The sequence below is a fragment of the Mesorhizobium sp. 113-1-2 genome (assembly GCF_016756475.1).
Taxonomy (GTDB): Bacteria; Pseudomonadota; Alphaproteobacteria; order Rhizobiales; family Rhizobiaceae; genus Mesorhizobium; species Mesorhizobium loti_C.
The window spans coordinates 5,901,090-5,919,898 of the sequence record NZ_AP023242.1 but is presented as its reverse complement, the minus strand read 5'-3'; the positions used below and the strand labels follow the sequence as shown (position 1 = coordinate 5,919,898).

17 protein-coding genes are annotated in these 18,809 nt (G+C 61.8%); 8 read left to right on the top strand and 9 right to left on the bottom strand.

Annotated features, from left to right (window positions below):
• Positions 1-114: 114 nt before the first annotated feature.
• On the top strand, positions 115-1,248 hold the full coding sequence (locus JN279_RS28880; RefSeq protein WP_202350860.1) for a site-specific DNA-methyltransferase: 1,134 nt from the start codon (positions 115-117) through the stop codon (positions 1,246-1,248).
• 40 nt (positions 1,249-1,288) lie between these two features.
• Here the strand turns inward: JN279_RS28880 and JN279_RS28875 are convergent, their stop codons facing one another.
• A complete protein-coding gene (locus JN279_RS28875) occupies positions 1,289-1,927 on the bottom strand; it encodes an HAD family hydrolase (protein ID WP_096455994.1) in 639 nt (212 codons plus the stop codon).
• A gap of 9 nt (positions 1,928-1,936) precedes the next feature.
• Positions 1,937-3,055 carry an A/G-specific adenine glycosylase gene (mutY, locus tag JN279_RS28870; RefSeq protein WP_096455996.1) on the bottom strand — a complete coding sequence of 373 codons (1,119 nt, stop codon included), beginning with the start codon at positions 3,053-3,055 and terminating at the stop codon, positions 1,937-1,939.
• A 53-nt stretch (positions 3,056-3,108) separates the two neighbouring features.
• Here mutY and JN279_RS28865 point away from each other — a divergent pair, with 53 nt between their 5' ends.
• From JN279_RS28865 to smc, 3 genes are all read left to right on the top strand, one after another.
• A complete protein-coding gene (locus tag JN279_RS28865) occupies positions 3,109-3,618 on the top strand; it encodes a DUF721 domain-containing protein (RefSeq protein ID WP_096455998.1) in 510 nt (169 codons plus the stop codon).
• A 154-nt stretch (positions 3,619-3,772) separates the two neighbouring features.
• Positions 3,773-4,516 (top strand): DsbA family protein, encoded by a 744-nt coding sequence (locus JN279_RS28860; protein WP_096456000.1) that lies wholly within the window; start codon positions 3,773-3,775, stop codon positions 4,514-4,516.
• Between the two features lie 57 nt (positions 4,517-4,573).
• Positions 4,574-8,032: a chromosome segregation protein SMC gene (gene smc / locus JN279_RS28855; RefSeq protein ID WP_096456002.1), complete on the top strand. Its 3,459-nt coding sequence runs from the start codon at positions 4,574-4,576 to the stop codon at positions 8,030-8,032.
• 51 nt (positions 8,033-8,083) lie between these two features.
• On the opposite strand, the gene JN279_RS28850 is transcribed toward smc, so the two are convergent.
• Entirely contained in the window at positions 8,084-8,374 is a 291-nt protein-coding gene (locus JN279_RS28850; RefSeq protein WP_244734178.1) for a hypothetical protein, read from the bottom strand.
• A 477-nt stretch (positions 8,375-8,851) separates the two neighbouring features.
• Here JN279_RS28850 and JN279_RS28845 point away from each other — a divergent pair, with 477 nt between their 5' ends.
• Together JN279_RS28845 and JN279_RS28840 are read left to right on the top strand one after the other, a co-directional pair.
• Positions 8,852-9,853 (top strand): class I SAM-dependent methyltransferase, encoded by a 1,002-nt coding sequence (locus JN279_RS28845; protein WP_202350859.1) that lies wholly within the window; start codon positions 8,852-8,854, stop codon positions 9,851-9,853.
• A complete protein-coding gene (locus tag JN279_RS28840; protein WP_096456008.1) occupies positions 9,850-10,665 on the top strand; it encodes a phytanoyl-CoA dioxygenase family protein in 816 nt (271 codons plus the stop codon). Before JN279_RS28845 ends, JN279_RS28840 begins: the two co-directional genes overlap by 4 nt.
• 40 nt (positions 10,666-10,705) lie before the next feature.
• Here JN279_RS28840 and JN279_RS28835 read toward each other — a convergent pair whose 3' ends face one another.
• Complete coding sequence (locus tag JN279_RS28835) at positions 10,706-12,790, bottom strand: hypothetical protein (protein WP_096456010.1); 2,085 nt, start codon at positions 12,788-12,790, stop codon at positions 10,706-10,708.
• Between the two features lie 323 nt (positions 12,791-13,113).
• Here JN279_RS28835 and JN279_RS28830 point away from each other — a divergent pair, with 323 nt between their 5' ends.
• Positions 13,114-13,536 carry a hypothetical protein gene (locus JN279_RS28830; protein ID WP_202350858.1) on the top strand — a complete coding sequence of 141 codons (423 nt, stop codon included), beginning with the start codon at positions 13,114-13,116 and terminating at the stop codon, positions 13,534-13,536.
• A 42-nt stretch (positions 13,537-13,578) separates the two neighbouring features.
• Here the strand turns inward: JN279_RS28830 and JN279_RS28825 are convergent, their stop codons facing one another.
• The 4 genes from JN279_RS28825 to JN279_RS28810 all read right to left on the bottom strand — a co-directional run bounded on the left by JN279_RS28825 (position 13,579) and on the right by JN279_RS28810 (position 16,684).
• Positions 13,579-14,334 carry a class I SAM-dependent methyltransferase gene (locus tag JN279_RS28825; RefSeq protein ID WP_244734177.1) on the bottom strand — a complete coding sequence of 252 codons (756 nt, stop codon included), beginning with the start codon at positions 14,332-14,334 and terminating at the stop codon, positions 13,579-13,581.
• A gap of 127 nt (positions 14,335-14,461) precedes the next feature.
• Positions 14,462-15,364 (bottom strand): hypothetical protein, encoded by a 903-nt coding sequence (locus JN279_RS28820; RefSeq protein ID WP_244734176.1) that lies wholly within the window; start codon positions 15,362-15,364, stop codon positions 14,462-14,464.
• 4 nt (positions 15,365-15,368) lie between these two features.
• Complete coding sequence (locus JN279_RS28815; RefSeq protein ID WP_202350856.1) at positions 15,369-16,034, bottom strand: acetyltransferase; 666 nt, start codon at positions 16,032-16,034, stop codon at positions 15,369-15,371.
• Complete coding sequence (locus tag JN279_RS28810) at positions 16,031-16,684, bottom strand: class I SAM-dependent methyltransferase (RefSeq protein ID WP_244734175.1); 654 nt, start codon at positions 16,682-16,684, stop codon at positions 16,031-16,033. The genes JN279_RS28815 and JN279_RS28810 overlap by 4 nt, the downstream gene beginning before the upstream one ends.
• A 68-nt stretch (positions 16,685-16,752) precedes the next feature.
• On the opposite strand from JN279_RS28810, the gene JN279_RS28805 reads away from it, so the two are divergent.
• Positions 16,753-17,778, top strand: coding sequence for a class I SAM-dependent methyltransferase (locus JN279_RS28805; RefSeq protein ID WP_202350855.1), 1,026 nt, complete (start codon positions 16,753-16,755; stop codon positions 17,776-17,778).
• Here JN279_RS28805 and JN279_RS28800 read toward each other — a convergent pair.
• Complete coding sequence (locus tag JN279_RS28800) at positions 17,746-18,744, bottom strand: glycosyltransferase family 2 protein (protein WP_202350854.1); 999 nt, start codon at positions 18,742-18,744, stop codon at positions 17,746-17,748. The genes JN279_RS28805 and JN279_RS28800 overlap by 33 nt on opposite strands.
• Positions 18,745-18,809: the final 65 nt, after the last annotated feature.

The following is an 18,809-nucleotide window of genomic DNA, read 5'->3' as shown; positions in this document are numbered from 1 at the left end:
AACGGTCCCGCCTTCGCAAACGGAGCGAGCGATTCCTTCGACCTTCACCGAATATTTACGCTGATCGGTAACCATAACGGGGAGTAAACAGTAACGCGTGCCCTGGGTGTAAAAATGTCTGCCGTGCGTCTTCTCGACGACCTTTCCCATGCTCCCCAGCAATCCGAATGGCTGGACACGATCCTCAAGGGCGACTGCGTCGCGGCGCTCGACCGCCTGCCGGAAAAATCGGTCGACGTCATCTTCGCCGATCCGCCCTACAATCTGCAGCTCGACGGCGATCTGCACCGACCCGACCAGTCCAAGGTCGACGCGGTCGACGATCACTGGGACCAGTTCGAAAATTTTGAGGCCTACGACGCCTTCACCCGCGCCTGGCTTTTGGCGGCGCGGCGTGTGCTGAAGCCCAACAGCACCATCTGGGTCATCGGCTCCTATCACAACATCTTCCGCGTCGGCGCCAAGATGCAGGACCTGGGCTTCTGGATCCTCAACGACGTGGTCTGGCGCAAGACCAATCCGATGCCGAATTTCCGCGGCCGCCGCTTCCAGAACGCGCATGAGACGATGATCTGGGCTTCCCGAGACCAGAAGGGCAAGGGGTACACCTTCAATTATGAAGCGCTGAAGGCGTCGAACGATGACATTCAGATGCGCTCCGACTGGCTGTTCCCGATCTGCACCGGAGGCGAGCGGCTGAAGAACGACAATGGCGACAAGCTGCACCCGACACAGAAGCCGGAAGCGCTGCTCGCCCGCATCATGATGGCATCGACCAAGCCCGGTGACATCGTGCTCGATCCCTTCTTCGGCTCCGGCACGACAGGTGCGGTCGCCAAACGCCTCGGCCGCCATTTCGTCGGCATTGAGCGTGAGCAGGCCTATATCGACGCCGCCAACGAGCGCATCGATGCGGTGCGGCCGCTGGAAGATGCCGATTTGACGGTATTGACCGGCAAGCGCGCCGAGCCGCGCGTCGCCTTCGTCAGCCTGATCGACACCGGGCTGGTGACGCCGGGCGCCACGCTTTACGACGCCAAGAAGCGCTGGGCCGCCAAGGTGCGCGCCGACGGCACTGTGGCGATCGGCGAAAGCGCCGGTTCGATCCACAAGATCGGCGCCGAAGTGCAGGGACTGGACGCCTGCAACGGCTGGACCTTCTGGCACTATGAGCGCAGCGGCGGGCTGACCCCAATCGACGAACTGCGCCGCATTGCCCGGCTTGGCATGGAGCGGGCAGGGGGCTGACCCCCTGCCGGATTATCGCGTATCACGTTAAATCGAAATCTCAGGGGATCGCCGCAAGCGATTCGGATCGCGCCTTAATTCCAAAGCGCTCAAGATCTGCTTGAAGCGTCTTGGCATCGGTGAACAACACGGCTTGCCAGCCGGCCACCTTAGCGCCGTCGACATTCTTCTGGCTGTCGTCGATGAACAGCGTCGCCGATGGTTCGAGCCCGAACGCAGCCACGTGATGATCGTAAATGTCACGGTCCGGCTTGATCTTGCCGATCTCGCCGGAGATGGTCACGCCGCGTGGACGATTGAGGAAATCGAAGCGTTTGCGGGCTTCCGCCAAAGTGTCGGCGGCGAAGTTGGTCAGCATGGTCACATCATGGCCGCTCTCGATCAGGCCGAGCATGATAGCGACGCTGTCATCATAGGCGTGCGGTACCATTTCGTGCCAGTGGCGGCGGAAATTGCGGATGTTTTCCGCGTGATCGGGATGGGCGGCGATCAGCAGTGCCTCGGCCTCTTCCCATGTCCGGCCGCGGTCCTGCTCGATATTCCAGTCATGCGTACAGACATTGTCGAAAAACCACTTTCTCTCTTCGGCATCCGGAATGAGGCGGCTGAATGGGATGTTGGGATCGTAATGGATCAGCACCTTGCCGATGTCGAAAACGATGTGGCGGATCTCGGTCATGAAGCCTCTTCAATGCGGGCGTTGCTTTTTCGTCGCGCCGGGTATCGCAGCCTCGATTGCCTTTTTCATGACAGTCGGCAGGGCCTCCCCGGAAATCTCCCGGGCGGGTGACCAGAAATGCCCTGCCGGCGCATCGCCTTTGATGTGGGCGCGAAAGACTTCGAGCTCGAGTGCGAAATGGGTGAAGACATGCGTGATTGTCCCGGCACGCCGCCAGTCGCCGGGAAAGGGCGCCGCCGCCTGCGTGGTGGCTCCGTCCGCCCGCGCCGTCCAGGCCGTTGTCGGCACCTCGGTCATGCCGCCGAGCAAACCTTTCTCGGGCCGTTTGCGCAGAAGAATGGCGCCGTCCTCCCGCACGGCGACGAAAGCGGCACCGCGCCGCTGCGGCTTGTCGGCTTTTGGCAGCCGCACCGGGAAATTTTCCGGATCACCTGAGACGACGGCGCTGCAGTCCTCGCGCAGCGGACACAGCATGCAGCGCGGTCGGCGCGGCGTGCAGATTGTGGCGCCGAGATCCATCATCGCCTGGGCGAAGTCACCTGGCCTTGCCGCCGGCACCATGGCCTCGACATGGGCACGTATCTCGGGCTTGGCTTCGATGAGTGGCGTCGTGATCGAGAACAGCCTCGATATGACGCGTTCGACATTGCCGTCGACAACGGCGGCGGGACGGTCGAAGGCAATCGCGGTAATGGCCGCCGACGTATAGGCGCCGATGCCGGGCAGGTCTCTCAAACCGGCCTCGGTATCGGGAAACCGGCCACCACGCGCCGCCACCAGATCGGCGCAGGCCTTGAGGTTGCGGGCGCGGGAGTAGTAACCCAGCCCCGCCCATGCCTTCATCACGTCCTCGGTCGGCGCCGCGGCCAGCGCTTCGACATCGGGCCATTTCTCGACAAAGGCGCGAAAATAGGATTTCACCGCCTCGACGGTGGTCTGCTGCAGCATGACTTCGGACAGCCAGATGCGGTAGGGATTCGGTCGCACGCCGCGTGCATGGTCGGGCGGGCTCACGCGCCACGGCAGTTCGCGATGATGCACGTCGTACCAGGCAAGCAGGCGCGACGCGGTATCGTCCGGGATTGCCTTGCGTGTCTGGGCCTTGCGGGTCTGGTCTGCTGGTGCCATTGATCGTGTATTGGCCTGGCCGGTATAGCTGGGGTCGTGGCTGGAGAACGTACATGGCAGGGAGAACGCCCTACGGCAATCCCGTCCCGGTGAGCGATCTTGCGACCAAAATCCTCGATCCGGTGCTGCGCAAGCGGGCAGGCATCTCGATTGGTCTCGTCCAGTCCTGGGAAGAGATTGCGGGACCGCGCCTTGCCAGCCGCTCGCGGCCCGAAAAGATCCAGTGGCCGCGCCGCCTGCATGAGGACGATCCATTCGAGCCGGCGGTGCTGGTTATCGCCTGCGAGGGCATGGCCGCACTTCACCTGCAGCACGAAACCGGTGAGATCATCAACCGGGTGAACGCGTTCCTCGGCTTTACGGCAATAGGCCGCATCAGGATCGTGCAAAAACCGGTGACCGCGGACAAAGGACGGCCTAAACCGACCTTCAGGCCTTTGACGGCGGCGGAGCAGACGAAGTTGTCCAGCACTGTCGAACTGATCGAGGATGATGGGCTGCGCGCCTCGCTGGAAAGGCTTGGCGCAACCATTTTGGGTGAAAGGAAGTCAAAAACCCCTTGAAGACAGTCATGGATTTGTCGTCAACATCTCGCATTCGTGATCGCCTCCGTCAGGTTTCACGATTGGATTGGGGATGGAGATGCCTTAATTCGCGCCAACTCTCGCCTTTTCGTGCCTTTGCATTGCAAAATTCAACCCTTGTCAGGTGATTCGTATGAACCGTCCTTTGTTCGGCAAAAGTCTGTCTCGCAGAAACGTCCTGTCTTCGCTGGCCGCCATTCCGGCGGTGGCCCTGCTCGCCGCCTGCAGCGACTCCGGCGAACAGGCCAAGGCAGCGGATGTGAAGCCCGCCGACCCGGCGGCTCCCGCAAAGCCGGCCACGCCGGCTGCCGTCCAGGTTCCCGAGTCCCAGGGCAACGTGGACATGGCGGAACTGCTGAAGCCGGGCGCGCTGCCTGACAAGCAGCTCGGCAAGGATGACGCCAAGGTCACCATCGTCGAATACGCCTCGATGACCTGTCCGCACTGCGCGCATTTCGCCGCAACCACCTTCCCGGACCTGAAGAAGAAGTATATCGACACCGGCAAGGCGCGCTATATCCTGCGCGAATTCCCGTTCGATCCGAGCGCGGAAGCCGGTTTCATGCTGGCACGCTGCGCCAAGGATAACTATTTCCCGATGGTGGACGTGCTGTTTGCGCAGCAGGCGAACTGGGTTGGCGTGTCGAACACGAAGGATGCGCTGCTGCAAATCTCGAAGCTCGCCGGTTTTACACAGGAGTCCTTCGAGGCCTGCTTGACGGACCAGAAACTTCTGGACGATGTGAGATCGGTCCAGAAGCGCGGCGCCAATGAATTCAAGGTCGACTCGACACCGACCTTCTTCATCAACGGTAAGACCTACAAAGGGGCGATGTCGATTGAGGAAATGTCGGCCATCATCGACCCTCTGCTCTGACATCAGGTCAGCGCTGAAGCGGCAGCGTTTCGGCGCTCGCCTTTATGGGGCGCGTGAATGAAGTTTTCGCGCCTCCGCCTCCTTGGTTTCAAGTCCTTCGTCGAGCCCGGCGAGTTCGTCATCGAACGCGGCCTGACGGGTATTGTCGGGCCGAATGGCTGCGGCAAGTCGAACCTTGTCGAGGCGCTGCGCTGGGTGATGGGCGAAAGCTCCTACAAGAACATGCGCGCGTCCGGCATGGACGACGTCATCTTTTCCGGCTCGGGCACGCGGCCTGCGCGCAACACCGCCGAAGTCACGCTTTTCCTCGACAACAGCGACCGCTCGGCACCGGCTGCCTTCAATGACGCCGATGAATTGCAGGTGTCGCGCCGCATCGAGCGCGAGGCCGGCTCGCTCTATCGCATCAACGGCAAGGAAGCGCGCGCCAAGGATGTGCAGCTTCTGTTCGCCGACCAGTCGACCGGCGCGCGCTCGCCGTCCATGGTCGGGCAGGGCCGTATCGGCGAGCTTATCCAGGCCAAGCCGCAGGCGCGCCGCGCGCTGCTTGAAGAGGCCGCCGGCATTTCCGGCCTGCACACCCGCCGCCACGAGGCCGAACTGCGGCTGAAAGCGGCCGAACAGAACCTCGAACGGCTGGACGACGTCGTCGGCGAACTGGAAAGCCAGATCGAAAGCCTCAAGCGCCAGGCGCGCCAGGCGTCCCGCTTCAAGAACCTGTCGGCCGATATCCGCAAGGCAGAAGCGACATTGCTGCATCTGCGCTGGACGCTGGCCAAGACGCAGGAAGGCGAGGCGCGCTCGGCGCTGGCGGTCGCCACCGCCCTTGTCGGCGACCGCGCCGCCGCGCAGATGGCCGCCGCCAGGGAGCAAGGCATCGGCGCCCACCGCTTGCCTGATTTGCGCGACGCGGAAGCCGCGGCTGCCGCTGCATTCCAGCGTCTGTCGATCGCCAAGTCGCAGATCGAGGAGGAGGCCGGCCGCATCCGCAACCGCCAGGCCGAAATCGAGCGCCGCTTGCAGCAGCTCGACGGCGACATCGCCCGCGAGGAGCGGATGGTGCGCGACAATGCCGATGTTCTCGAACGCCTGCGCACCGAAGAAGCCGCGCTGAATTCAGAAAACGCCGGCGCGGCCGAGCGCGAGGCCACCACCCGCGCGGCGTTCGAACAGGCGGCATCGACGCTTGCGCAAAGCGAAGCCAGGCTCGCCGCGCTGACCGCCGAACGAGCCGAGGCCGCCGCCTCGCGCCATCAGATCGAACGCACGCTGCGCGAAACCGCCGAGCGCCGCGACCGCTTCGCCCGCCAGCTCGCCGAGGTCGACCGCGAATTGTCGGACATTCTCTCCAAGGTCGCCGGCTTGCCGGATCCGGCCGAAAAGCGCGAACTGGTAGAACAGGCCATCGCGCAGCTCGAAGAATCCGAGGCAGCCGTGGCGCAGGCCGAACAGTCGGTCATCGATGCCCGCGCCACCGAAAGTGCCGCCCGCCCGCCGCTTCAGGACGCCAGGGCCGAACTGGCGCGGATCGAAACGGAAGCGCGCACGCTGGCCAAGATCCTCAATGCCGCCAGTGGCGATCTCTTCCCTTCGGTGCTCGAGCAGATCAGCGTCGAGCGCGGCTTCGAGACCGCACTCGGCGCAGCCCTTGGCGAAGACCTCGACGTTCCGCTCGACCGCAGCGCGCCCGCGCATTGGGGCGAAAGCCAGATCCAGCCTGGCGACGCGGCTCTGCCGGAAGGCATCAAGAGCCTCGCCAGCGTGGTTCGCGCGCCGGCGCAGCTTGCCCGCCGCCTGGCGCAGATCGGCATTGTCGAGGCCGCTGACGGCCGCCGGCTGCAGGCGCTGCTTGCGCCCGGACAGCGCCTGGTCAGCCGTGAAGGCGCGCTTTGGCGCTGGGACGGTCTGACTGCCAGCGCCGATGCACCGACGGCCGCGGCACAGAGGCTGGCGCAGAAGAACCGACTTGCCGAACTCGATGCCGAAGCGGTGCAGGCGACGCTCGTGCTGCGCCACGCCGAGGAAGCGCTGGCGCAGGCTGAGCAGGCGCTTCGCCAGGCGAGCGAGGCCGAGCGCAACACGCGCCAGGCCGGACGCGACGCCCAGCATCGGCTGGATGCTGCCCGCAATGCGCTGGCCGAAGCCGAAAAAGCCGGCGGCGAGTTGGCGAGCCGGCGCGCGGCACTGGATGAGGCGCGCGCGCGCATCGTCGACAGTCATGAGGAAACCTCGGCGGCATTCGTCGAGGCCGAAATGCTGCTGCAGGACGCGCCCGATCTCGGCGACCTGCAATTGCAGCTCGAACAATCCTCGGCCAATGTCTCCCGCGACCGGGCCACGCTGGCCGATGCGCGGGCCGTTCACGAGGGACTGCGGCGTGAGGCGGAGGCGCGCACGCGCCGGCTGGATGCCATTGGAACCGAGCGCAGCAACTGGCTGGTCCGCGCCGAAAACGCCTCGACGCAAATCGCCTCGCTCGGTGAACGCAAGGCCGAGGCCGAGGCCGAGCGCGAGCGGCTGGCCGATGCGCCTGATGAGATCGACGCCAAGCGGCGCGCACTGCTGTCGCAGCTGACCGAGGCCGAGACCTTGCGCAAGGCAGCCTCCGATCGGCTGCAGGAAGCGGAGAACAGGCAAGCCGAATTCGACAAGGCGGCCACATCCGCCATCCAGTCGCTGGCCGAGGCGCGCGAAACTCGCGTGCGTGCCGAGGAGCGGCTGACGGCGGCCGACGAGCGCCGGCTGGAGGTCGAGGCACGCATCCAGGAAACGCTGAACACGCCGCCGCATCTGGTCATCCGCCACACCGGCCTGGAAGCCGACGATCCGATGCCCGAGATGGCCGAGATCGAACGCCAGCTCGACCGGCTGAAGATCGAGCGCGAACGGCTCGGCGCCGTCAATCTGCGCGCCGAGGAAGAGCAGAAGGAGCTGTCCGACCGGCTGGAGGCCATCGTCTCCGAGCGAGAGGACATTATCGAGGCGATCCGCAAGCTCAGGCAGGCGATCCAGAGCCTTAACCGTGAAGGCCGCGAGCGGCTGCTGGCCGCCTTCGACGTGGTCAATAGCCACTTCCAGCGGCTGTTCTCGCATCTGTTCGGCGGCGGCACGGCGGAATTGCAGCTGATCGAATCCGAGGATCCGCTCGAGGCGGGGTTGGAAATCCTGGCCCGCCCGCCCGGCAAGAAGCCACAGACCATGACGCTGCTCTCGGGCGGCGAGCAGGCGCTGACGGCGATGTCGCTGATCTTCGCCGTGTTCCTGACCAATCCCGCGCCGATCTGCGTGCTCGACGAAGTCGACGCGCCACTCGACGATCACAATGTCGAACGCTTCTGCAATCTCATGGACGAGATGGCCAAGACCACCGAAACGCGCTTCGTCATCATCACCCACAACCCGATCACCATGGCGCGCATGGACCGGCTGTTCGGCGTGACCATGGCCGAGCAGGGCGTCAGCCAGCTTGTGTCGGTCGATCTGCAGGCGGCCGAGGCGATGCGCGAGGCAAGCTGATACGTCCGGGCTGACAGCACTCCGGCCCGTTGGACCAAGTGCGATTGGCCATCAGTCTTTGCGGTGCATGACCCGATTCAAACACATCGCCACCACGAGCCCGCCCGCTATGCCGATGCAATCGGCAACCCAGTCGAACACGTCGAGGTCGCGGTCAATCAGTGGGGTGTCCTGAAGGACCTCGATCGCCGCCCCGACCAGGGCCAGGAAAATGACCAGCCTGACCTTGCGCCGGGGCCAGCCAAGACCTCCAAGAACAGCCAGGGTGGCGAATGCGCTGGCGTGATTGACCTTGTCGTTTTCGAAACCGATGTCGAGCCCGAATTCCTGAAGCTCAGGCACTGGCAAAAGGGCGAGGACCAGAACCGCAACGAGCGTGACGACAAAGGCGGTCCATAAGACGGCTGAACAGGATGTCATTGTGGTCCAACAATGATTTCGACCGCCAAAGGTCGAAGCCTGCCGGTGGTTCCGATGCACGAAGCAACCGCAGCGCAGAGTGCCACGATTGCATCGGATGGTCACAAAAGCAACGAACCTTGGCCGGTGCGGGCAGGGCGAGACCTCAAGGCGCGTTGGGGGATTTACGCCGGATGGCCATTGGCCGAATATGGAAGTGGCGGAGGGGGCGACAGTTTGAGTGAATCCGTTTGTCCTGCTTGCGGGGCCGGCGCACCGATGAGGCTGGCGCTACCCCATCCATCGCTTTCCATGAGGAGCGATGGCGCAGTTCTCAACCGCCGCCTTGAGAAGGCCTCCTGTCTGAGATGCGGACATGGCTTTCATGTCACGCCACTGAGACCTGAAGACCGGGACGCCATGTACAGCGACGGATACGATCTCGGCCTGGTCGATCCGGCCGCCGATGCCGCTCGGGCACAAGGCTATGCCGATTGCATGGACGAATCCGCGGTCACGCTTCTCGGACGCCCGCTTCGCCCCGGAAGCGTCGTTGAGTTCGGGGCAGGGACCGGTGCATTGCTCGAAGACCTTGCGCGGCGATGGCAATTGAGGGAAGCGCTGGGTTTCGAAGCGGCGTCTCAACTGGTCGCGTCGGCCGGGCAGCGGGATCAAGCACAAGCGACGATCCGCCAGGGCTATGCCGAAGAAGCTCTCGGTGAAATTGCCGGACGGTACGACCTCTGCCTCTCGGTAAACGTCCTTGAGCACGCCCTCAGTCCGGAGGCGTTCCTTTCCGTGTCCAGGCGTGCCCTCTCGGACGGAGGCCTTGTGGTGGTGATCTGCCCGGACGGCGATGTTGCCGACACGGAGCTGTTGTTCCTCGATCACGTCTCGAGTTTCTCCCAGCTGTCCCTGAGGATGGTTGCTGCGGCAGCGGGATTGCATGTCATTGGAAGCGTTGCGCTGCGTGGACAGCAAAAGGGCTTTCGACTGACCCTCCTGAGCCCCGATGCGACCGCGCCGCAGGCTCCCACGGATCTCCAGTCCCTGTCGCTGGCGCAGGCGCGATCGGATTTCCTGAAGGGCTGGTCGGAAATTGATGATGGAGCGTCGGAGTGGCTGGACGACAGGCCCTACGCGATGTTTGGAGCCGGGGAATTCCGAAACCTGCTGCGGACTTATGCCCCCCGGCTGGTCAAGGGAGCCGAAGCATTCCTGACGGACGAGCCGCTCGCGGCCACTCTTGACGACCGGCCATGGCTGAGAGCCGGCGAGTATGCTTCCGCGCATCCCCGGACTATCATGGTGGCCGCCGTCAATCCGCGAAGCTGGCCGGCGGTGGCCGGAAGGTTTCGGAACAGCGGCGTGCACATCGTCCATCCCTACCTCTTCTCCAGCCGCCTCAAGGAACAGCTGTGACCGGGATAGATCGCTACGGGGTCAAGGAAAGCGCGGTCGCACGCGACGAGATCGATGTCCTGATCGAGGATCTCCGGCTCACCGGCTATACGACGCTCGAGGCAGGGCTGACGGGCGAACAACTGGATACGCTGTCCCGTGACTTTGACGCCGCCGAAGTGGAATATGCCGAGCAAGCCGCAACTGCGGGATACGACCTTTCGGCGCTCGGCGAGCGGGACACGATCCGCGTGCTTCCCAAATTCGCTCCGGCGTTCATGACCATAGCCTTCAATGTGCGGCTGGCGCAGTTGCTCTCAAGGATGCTCGGCGGCTACTACATCCTCAATCAGGTCAATGGGCTGATCAACCGCGCCAACAAGAGCAAATACGCACAGGCGTCCTACCATCGCGACCTTCCCTACCAGCACTTCGTCAGTTCGCGGCCGCTTGCAATAAGTGCCCTGTTTGCGCTTGACGATTTCACGGCTGAAAATGGCGCCACCCGGGTCATACCCGCCAGCCATCATCGTGAGGATTTTCCCTCCGACGAGACGGTGCGGCGGCGTCAGATCCAGGTAACCGTGCCGCGAGGGACATTCATCATAATGGACTGCATGCTCTACCACGCCGGGTCGACCAATCACACAGACAGCAACCGGCGCGGTGTGAACCACGTCTTTACTATCCCGATGCTGCGGCAGCAGCTTCATCTCCCGTCGGTCCTGTCCGAGTTTCCGGGATTGAGCGCGGATCAGAAGAAAATTCTCGGATTTGGTCTGGACGAGTATCGCTCGGTGGACGCGTGGTTAGGCGCGCGGGCGAAAAAGTAAATCCTGCAAAGGCGTCACCGTGCACGCCCTGCTTCCGCCGCTACGGGCTTGCGCGCTCGATGGTGACTGATTTGAACGCCACCGCGCCGTTTCCCAGAGCCCAGACTCGAAACTCCATAGCCGATGTGTGGTCGAGCGAGAAAAGCAGCTGTTGGGGGCCGTGACTTTCCGTCAGATCCTTCTGAACCAAAACTATCCCGCCCGGCGACGCAGCTGCGTCAAGGCGCAGCGTGGCGGCAGGACTGCTGCTCGCTTCGACGTCAAAGGTAAGGCGATACCTTCCCGGGGCGACCGTCACATAGGGACCATAGTACAGCGCGCCGTTCGCCTCCGGCGGCGCCACCAGCGCCTTCCCGTCGCCGCGCTGTTGCAAGGAGCCCACTTGCGTAAGCGCCTGGGCGTCGGCATGAAATGTTACCGGCTGCATGAACCGAACATCCCAACCCGGCAGCTTCGCTGCAATGTTCTCTGCGAAGACAAAGATGCTGAGATCGCCGAATTGAAGTTTCCGCGAAACGGGCAGTCCGAGCGCTGCCAACCGCTTCCAGTCGATCTTGTTTGCGTCTTCCTGCGTCAGCAGAAGAAACGTCTCGCCCTTCCACGTATCGGCATTGTACCAGCGGTCCGCGGACAGGAAACGCATGGGCATCGGCAGGGCGTGGTCCAGGGTGATCTGCCGAACCAGGACATGCTCATCGGACAACACGCTGACCGAGCCGGCGTTCCAGTAGGTGGCGTAGCCATAGGTCAGCCCATTGGCCTGGAGGTAGCGAGCCAAGTCCGACAAATCGATGGCACGGGGTTTCCGTTGCACCAAGGCCAGATGCGACAGCGTATCCGACCTGACAAATGTCGGGTAGGCACTTGTCAGCAATCCGGCAAGGACCACTGCTACGCTGAGGAACTCGATGGGTCTCAGGCGCATGTCGAGAGGCGTGGCCAACGCCACTATGGCCATCGTGACCAGCGCCGGTACCAGGTAACGGGAACTTCCGATCGGATCGGCAAGGTTTGGAATGGTCGTTGCCACTTGCAGAAGGCAAACCGACAGAAGCGCCACCGATCCATAGATGGCGAGCGGTCTGACCGCGTCGCCCGGCCTTACCGATGTTGCCACCGACCGCACGATCAACGCCACCAATATGATTGCCACAATCAATCGCAGCGCGCCGTAGAGACCGATCACGGTCAGAAGTCCGCTGCCTCCCGGTGGAGATCCGCCGAAAACCGCCAGAACCTCCTTGCCCAGGACCAGAAGGTTGCCGACGATCGCCTCGTATGGCAGCCATTGGACGGAGGACGCGTCGCGCGCGGCATTGTTTACATGCGCGAAGGTCACTCCATAGAGGATGGTCCCGCCACCTATCGCTGCGCAGATCGAAGCGGTCGCGCCCACCAAGGATGCTCTTCCCACACCTGCGTTATGCACTCCCAGCCCGTGGATCGACCACAGAGCGGCGGCGACGAGCGGCATCCCTATGGTAACGATCGCGCGCTGAGGATTGCCCCAGAACTCGGCTGTAATCAGCAGGCAGAGCAAAACGCTCCATAGGACGACGTCCTTCGTCGACTTCTCTCTCATCAACCTGACGAGGCAGTAGATCGAGTACAGCGACATGTAGAGAATTGTGCCGTATGACGCCTGTCCGTAGAGATTTTCCGCCAGCACTCCGGACATTCCCGCCGCTACTGAAGCGGTTATCAGCGTCCGCCGCGTCTTGCCGATCGGCGCCAGGCCGGCAGCCAGCCAGACGCTGTGCAGCACGAGTATGGATGTGACGAGGCCCGAGATCGCATGAACTGTAAAGCCGGCGGGAAGAAAAGCCAGGGCCGGTATAATAAAGAGATGGCCGAATACAACGACAATGTCATTGTTTCCATAATACCAATCCGAGGGGAAGAAATTGTGGCTGCTCACAATTTCTCGCGCCAGCAAGACCTTCATTGCGCTGTCGGCGTGAAACAGTTTTTTGTATTCCACAAAAACGTAGAATACGAGGAAGCAGAAATTGATCGCCAGAATTAATACTGCGGCAGGAAGCCAATAAGACCTGGCTTTGGGCAATCCCTCTGCCGGCAGATTCTGCTCAGCCGGGATTGTCCGGGACTGCTCCTGGATTGCCATGGTTCGGTTGGGCTCCCCCTAGAGCAGTTCACCGTTTCACGAAAACGGCGAGCCGCTCCAACTCTTTGTTTTGACGCAACTCCTATGGGAAAGCCGTTACACGCTTTTCCTGGAATTGCTCGAAGCCGTGCACGCCGCTCGAAACCAAGGCTAGGCACGACAACTGGCCTAGATGGACCGTTTGGCTTTGCCTTTGTCAACCTGCACGAGACAATCCAAGCCGGTATCAACGGTTCTTGCTGGACGGAGAGGCTGCCGGGCGGGTGACCCGCGCCTGCAGCCGCAACACAGCCTAAAATGGACAGCTGGCATGCTACAGTCCAATGCCAAAGCGCCGGCCGATTCGAGCAAAATGGAGAAGCAAACTGGATAACCGTGCCACCGGCATTGCCCTCATTGTTGCGGCCGTATCTTTGCTCACCATGGCCCAAATCATCATCAAGTCCCGCCTGACCGAGCATGGGACGGTGCCGTTCAGCTTCGATGCGGGCTGGCCCTATCTGCTTGGTTTGCTCGCCGACTGGCAGGTTTGGATAGGAGGCCTTGGCCTCGTGGCTTCCAGTCTTTTCTGGTACGCGGGGATATCGAGAATTCCGCTATCGGTGGCCTTCCCGTTTGCGGCCCTGTCCTATCCCCTGATTTTCGCCGGCTCGATCGTGTTCCTGCACGAACGGTTCAGCTGGCAGTCCCTTGCGGGCAATGGCTTGATTGTCCTCGGTGTGGTGCTGGCGGCGACCCGGTCTTAGGCTGCGCGCTCGCAAGGCTGCTTTCGCGGTGAGCGCAACCCGTTACGGACGTCTCGCCACCACCAGCCGTGATCCGCCGACAGGAAGGGTGAGGCCCGTCGCCAGGATAAGGCTTTCGATCCCCATCACGGCCCGCAAAGAGGCATTTGTGGCCCGTCCGAGGCCCAATTCCCTGCCGGCGTCCAACTCCGGGCTCTTGCTCTTGCGCCGCCGTGACAGGAACATCAGCGGCATCGGAAGCGACACGAAGGACGTGCTGTAGACGATCTCGAGCCCCACGCCTTCGATCCTTTCATGCAGCTCCCGTTTTTCATAGCGCCGGAAATGAAACGACTGTCTGTCGATGTCGCTCCAAAGCCATTTGTGCTGCGGCACGGAAATGATCACGCCCCCTCCAGGCTTCACCGCGCGTTTCAGATTCTCCAGCACGTCGACATCTTCCTCGATGTGCTCGATCACGTCGAACGCCCCCGCCACGTCGAATTCCGCGGCATAGGGCAATCGTCTTGCGTCCATCTGCGCAAAGCTTGCCGACGGCACGCGGGCGGCGGCAAAGGGCAGCCCTGCAATGAAGATTTCGGTCCCGACAAGCCGGACCTCGGGAAAGGCGCGGGCGATGCCGCGCAGCACAAAGCCCGTGCCACAGCCGATCTCGAGGAACGACCGCAATTTCGGAAAGAACCGCCGCAGCGTGCGAACGATGATGGCATTGCGGGCCTCGAACCAGAAATTTCCGGCCTCGAGCCGGGCGAGTTCGGCAAAGAAGGTCTCGTGGAATCCCCCACCTTCGTTTGCCATTTCGGGTGCCCATGCGGGGAAGCCGTTCCGGCTCGCCGGAACGAAGCTGCAGGCCGGACAGCCTGCGTCAAGGGACGCATGGTGCAGACTGCAGCGCGGGCAAACGATCATGTCGGCTCAAGCCTTGCTAGACGAGCACGGCCAGGCCGAAGCCGCTCTTCCCGTAGCCATTGCCGTTGTAAAGCATGTAGCGCTGTCCTCCATGATCGAACACAAACGGGTACTCGATCATTTCCGAATCCCAGCCCGACTCCGAGCGTACGATGCCCACGTCCTGGTCCATCCGGGTCCAGGTCAGGCCGTCGGCCGACTCGGCGTAGCCGATGCGATAGCTCTCGCCGCGATAGGCATACCACATGCGCCATAGGTCGCCGTCTCTCACGACCGCTGGGCGAGATATCGCATATTCCTGTTCGTTCGCGAAATCGATGGCGACCCGTCCGTCACGACGCCAATGGATGCCATCGTCGGAACTCGCATATTTGATATGGTAGCGGTGTCGTGGTCCATCGGCCAACTGGGTCCAGCCGACGCAGGACAAGTACCACATATACCAGAGGCCAGCCTCGTTCAGCACGCAGCAGCTTCCGACAAAATGCGGCTCTGTCATCGAGCGATCGATCAGGGGACCTGCGGCGAACCGCGAAAACGGGCCGCCGGATGTCGCAGTGGCGAGGCCGATGGCGTTGCGGAAGGGAACAGTCACACCCAGATTCCAGCCGATATAGTAGAGATACTTGGTCGGCCCCACGACCGTGAGCCAACTTGCCAGGGCGCCGCTGTCATCGAATTCGCCAAGATTGCCCGGTACCAGAACAGGCGATCGGGACGTCTCAAGGATGTGTGAGGGCGCAGACAGGTCAACGATGACATAGCCGGTATGCGAGCGTTGCGATGCGTCCCGGGAGCCGAAATAGATTTTGAACAAATCGCCCGAAACGTGCTCTGCGATCGGTAGGGTGGCGTGCGAGCGCATCCACTCGATATCGCCGTTCGGGCAGAACAGGCGCCCGAGTTTTTCCCATCGCACCAGCTTATATCCTTCTCAGCCGTGAGCTTGGCACTTTCGACCGCTCCGTCGCGTTGCCGAGATAGACGCCGTCGGGCGCCGCATCCGCCAGGATTAACGCTCCTGCGCCGATCACGCATCGCTCGCCAACCTGGATATGATCGCGCAGCGTCGCGTTGACACCCAGGAAGCAGGCCTCGCCGATATCGACCCCGCCCGAGACCACGATATGCGAGGCGAGAAAGCAATGATCGGCAATGCGCGAGTGGTGCCCGATGTGATTGCCGCTCCACAGCGTCACATTGTTGCCGATCGATGCGAAAGGTTGAACGACATTGTGCTCGAGAATGAAGCAGTTTTCGCCGATCTTGCCGTCGTTGAGGATGGTGGCCTGGGAACTGATATAGCTTACGAAATCGTAGCCCAACGCTTTGAGCGCCAAGTATTTCTCGCGGCGAAGCTCATTCAGCTTGCTGTAGCTGAGCGCCACGAACGCACTATGGCTGCTCGGCGGATAGTCCCGGGTCAACGCCTCGAATGGCACGACAGGAAGGCCCGCCAGCCGGTCCTGGGTCAGGAATGCACCGTCAACGGTGAAGGCAGCGACGTCGTAGGAGGAATCGCGCGTGAAATAGTAGTGGGCAAGCTCAGCGATATCGCCGGCTCCGAATATGACGATCGGCCGCTTCATGACTTCCTGACCAGGATGGTGAATTCATAGAGACCATAGTCGTGCAACAGTGCCACGCGCTGCGCATATTTTTTCTTGCAGATGTCGAAAAGCTTCGTTGGATCGGCATAGAAAAGATCGGCTCTTCTCTTGTCCGGATCCGAATAGGAGGTAAGGCAATTGAAGGCGAAGCCGCGTCGGCTGGTGGCATGGAGGACGTCCAGTGTTGCCTCCAGATAGGCTGCCCATTGATCGTCCGGGCGTGTCAGCCTGACGTTGAAGATACCGCTCGCGAAGCCGAAATCGGCAATCTGCGCCGGCACTGATCCGACGGCAAACTGCGCTTGCGAACGATCACCAAAAAGTGTGGCCGCTGCTTCGATCATCTCTGCAGCGACATCGCAGCCATAGTATCGTACACTGGGAAAGCGATCTGCGAGGAACGGCAGCAAGGCACCGTAGCCGCACCCCAGATCGTTGACCGTGAAGTCGCCCGGCAGGTCGATCAGCAACGCCAATTGCCTGAAGCGAAGGATCTGGCCTTCTTCCGTATTCCAGTCCACACCTTTGGGGCTGGGGCCGTGCGCCTGCACCTTGTCGCCATAGTAGCGGGCGACTTCAAGCAGCATTGCCCCGCTTTTGTCCGTTGCCGGGGCGCCAATAGACGTCATGGGCATAACCATCGGTGGGTTTTCGCTCACAGAATCGTGTATCCAAGTCTAAATGGGCGGTTCCGCGAATGATACCGGAATTGAGTTTTGTTTCCCCGTGGACTCGTCAGCCCCTGACAAAGGCGGCGGACGGCTCCGCGTTGCTGGGCGGGCCAGATGAGCGCTATCCCCTGATCGACGGCATTCCGCAACTGCTCATCCGCTCCGGTCAGGTGCAGGCCTCCTCCGAGAGCCAGGCCTACTACCGCGATCGGGCAAGCGAATATGACCGCGGTAATGAGGTAATGTTTGCCATGCTCCTTGCGGACGAGGAGCAAACGCGCAGGGACATGTTTGCCCAACTCGAACTTCGGCCGGACAGCAGATTGCTGGAGATCGGTTGCGGGACCTGCCGCGACACCATCCATCTGCTCGATATGCCCATCGACGTATTTGCCGGGGACCTGTCCCTTGAAATGCTGCTGACAGGGCAGCATCGCCTGCGCCGCGCGGGGAAGGACACCTCACGCCTGCACTTGTTCTGCGCCGATGTGATGCACCTGCCTTTCACGGACGGGTTCTTCGACGCGGCCTATCATTTCGGCGGCTTCAACCTGTTCCCCGACCACAGGCAAGCTTTGGCGGAAATCACCCGTGTCGTGAGGCCGAACGGGCGGGTCGTGGTCGGCGACGAGGGAATCGCGCCCTGGCTGGCGAACAGCGAATTCGCCAGGATACTGGAAAACTCCAATCACCTGTTTCGCCATCGCGCGCCGCTGGACTGTATTCCTGTCGCTGCGCGACAGGTCACCTGCCGGTGGGTTCTCGGCGGGTCCTTTTATCTGATCAGCTTCGTGAAGGGCCAGGGAGAGCCACCGCTCGATCTCGACGTCACGTTCCCCGGGCGACGGGGCGGTTCGCACCGAACCCGCTATTTCGGCAAATTGGAGGGCGTTTCCCCCGCATTGCGCGACCAAGTGCTGGGTGCCGCGGCGGCCGAGGGAATATCCGTGGTCGCCTGGCTGGAAAGAACACTTGGCAGAGCTGTGCAGAATGCCCCGTGTGATGGCGCCGACGACCAGCTAGTCGCGAACTCTTTCCGACCCAAGGGATGACCGATCTTTAGCATCGCCATCGTTCTGCCCCTCGATGCCTGCCGCAGCACCACGATGAATAGCTCGAATTATCGTGTAGGGACGACGTTTGGTTTCGGACAGTATGTTGGCAATGTAGACACTGAGAAGACCAAGGACGAGCATCGTCATGCCGCCAAAGAACCATATGGAAATTATTATGGAGGTGAACCCGCTAACGCCAACACCGTAGACAACATATCTTGTGAGATAAAACGCCATCGTCAGTACCGACAACATCGAAATTGTGAGACCAAAATACAGTATCAGGTAAAGAATTTTGGTCGATGTCGTCATCAGATAGCGAACCGCCATTTGAATGCGGCGGTTGATCGAATAGGTCGTGGGCGACAAAGCGTGCTTGACGACGAGTTGTGAATCCTGCCGGAAACCGGTCAATTGAAACAGATGAGCGATGATAAACTCATGATCCTGATGGCTGACGAGCGCGGCGACATAGGCGCGAGTCATGATCCGCGCGATCACCACATTGCGCGGCAGATGGAAGTCGCTCAGCCAATCATTGATTGAGAAGAATATCGCGCCGGTCCATCGTTCGAAGGCGCCGCCACGGCGGGATCCCTGCACGCCATAGACCACATCGAGCTTGTGCTCCGACATCTGGTCGGCAAAGGGCAGCAGCCACTCGGGCTCTTCCTCGAGATCGCTGTCGATGAGGAACACCCGATCGCCCTTGGCATGGGCCAACCCGGTCATGATCGCCTTGTGGTGGCCGAAATTCCGCGACAGGTCGATAACGGTCACATGCGGGTCAACCGCGCTGCGCGCGACTGCCAGGTCCAGGCTGCCATCGGGAGAGCCGTCATTGACGAGGATGATCTCGAAGTCATCCCCGACCAGGCGGCGCGCCACGGCAGAGATCCGGTCGCAAAACTCGGCGATATGGGACTCTGACTTGTAGAGCGTGCTGACGACGGAAAGCTTCATGAGGGGAACGGGTCCGTTGCTGCGCCAGGCGCTTCAGCCCGACGTCTCATTTCAGCTATCGTTGC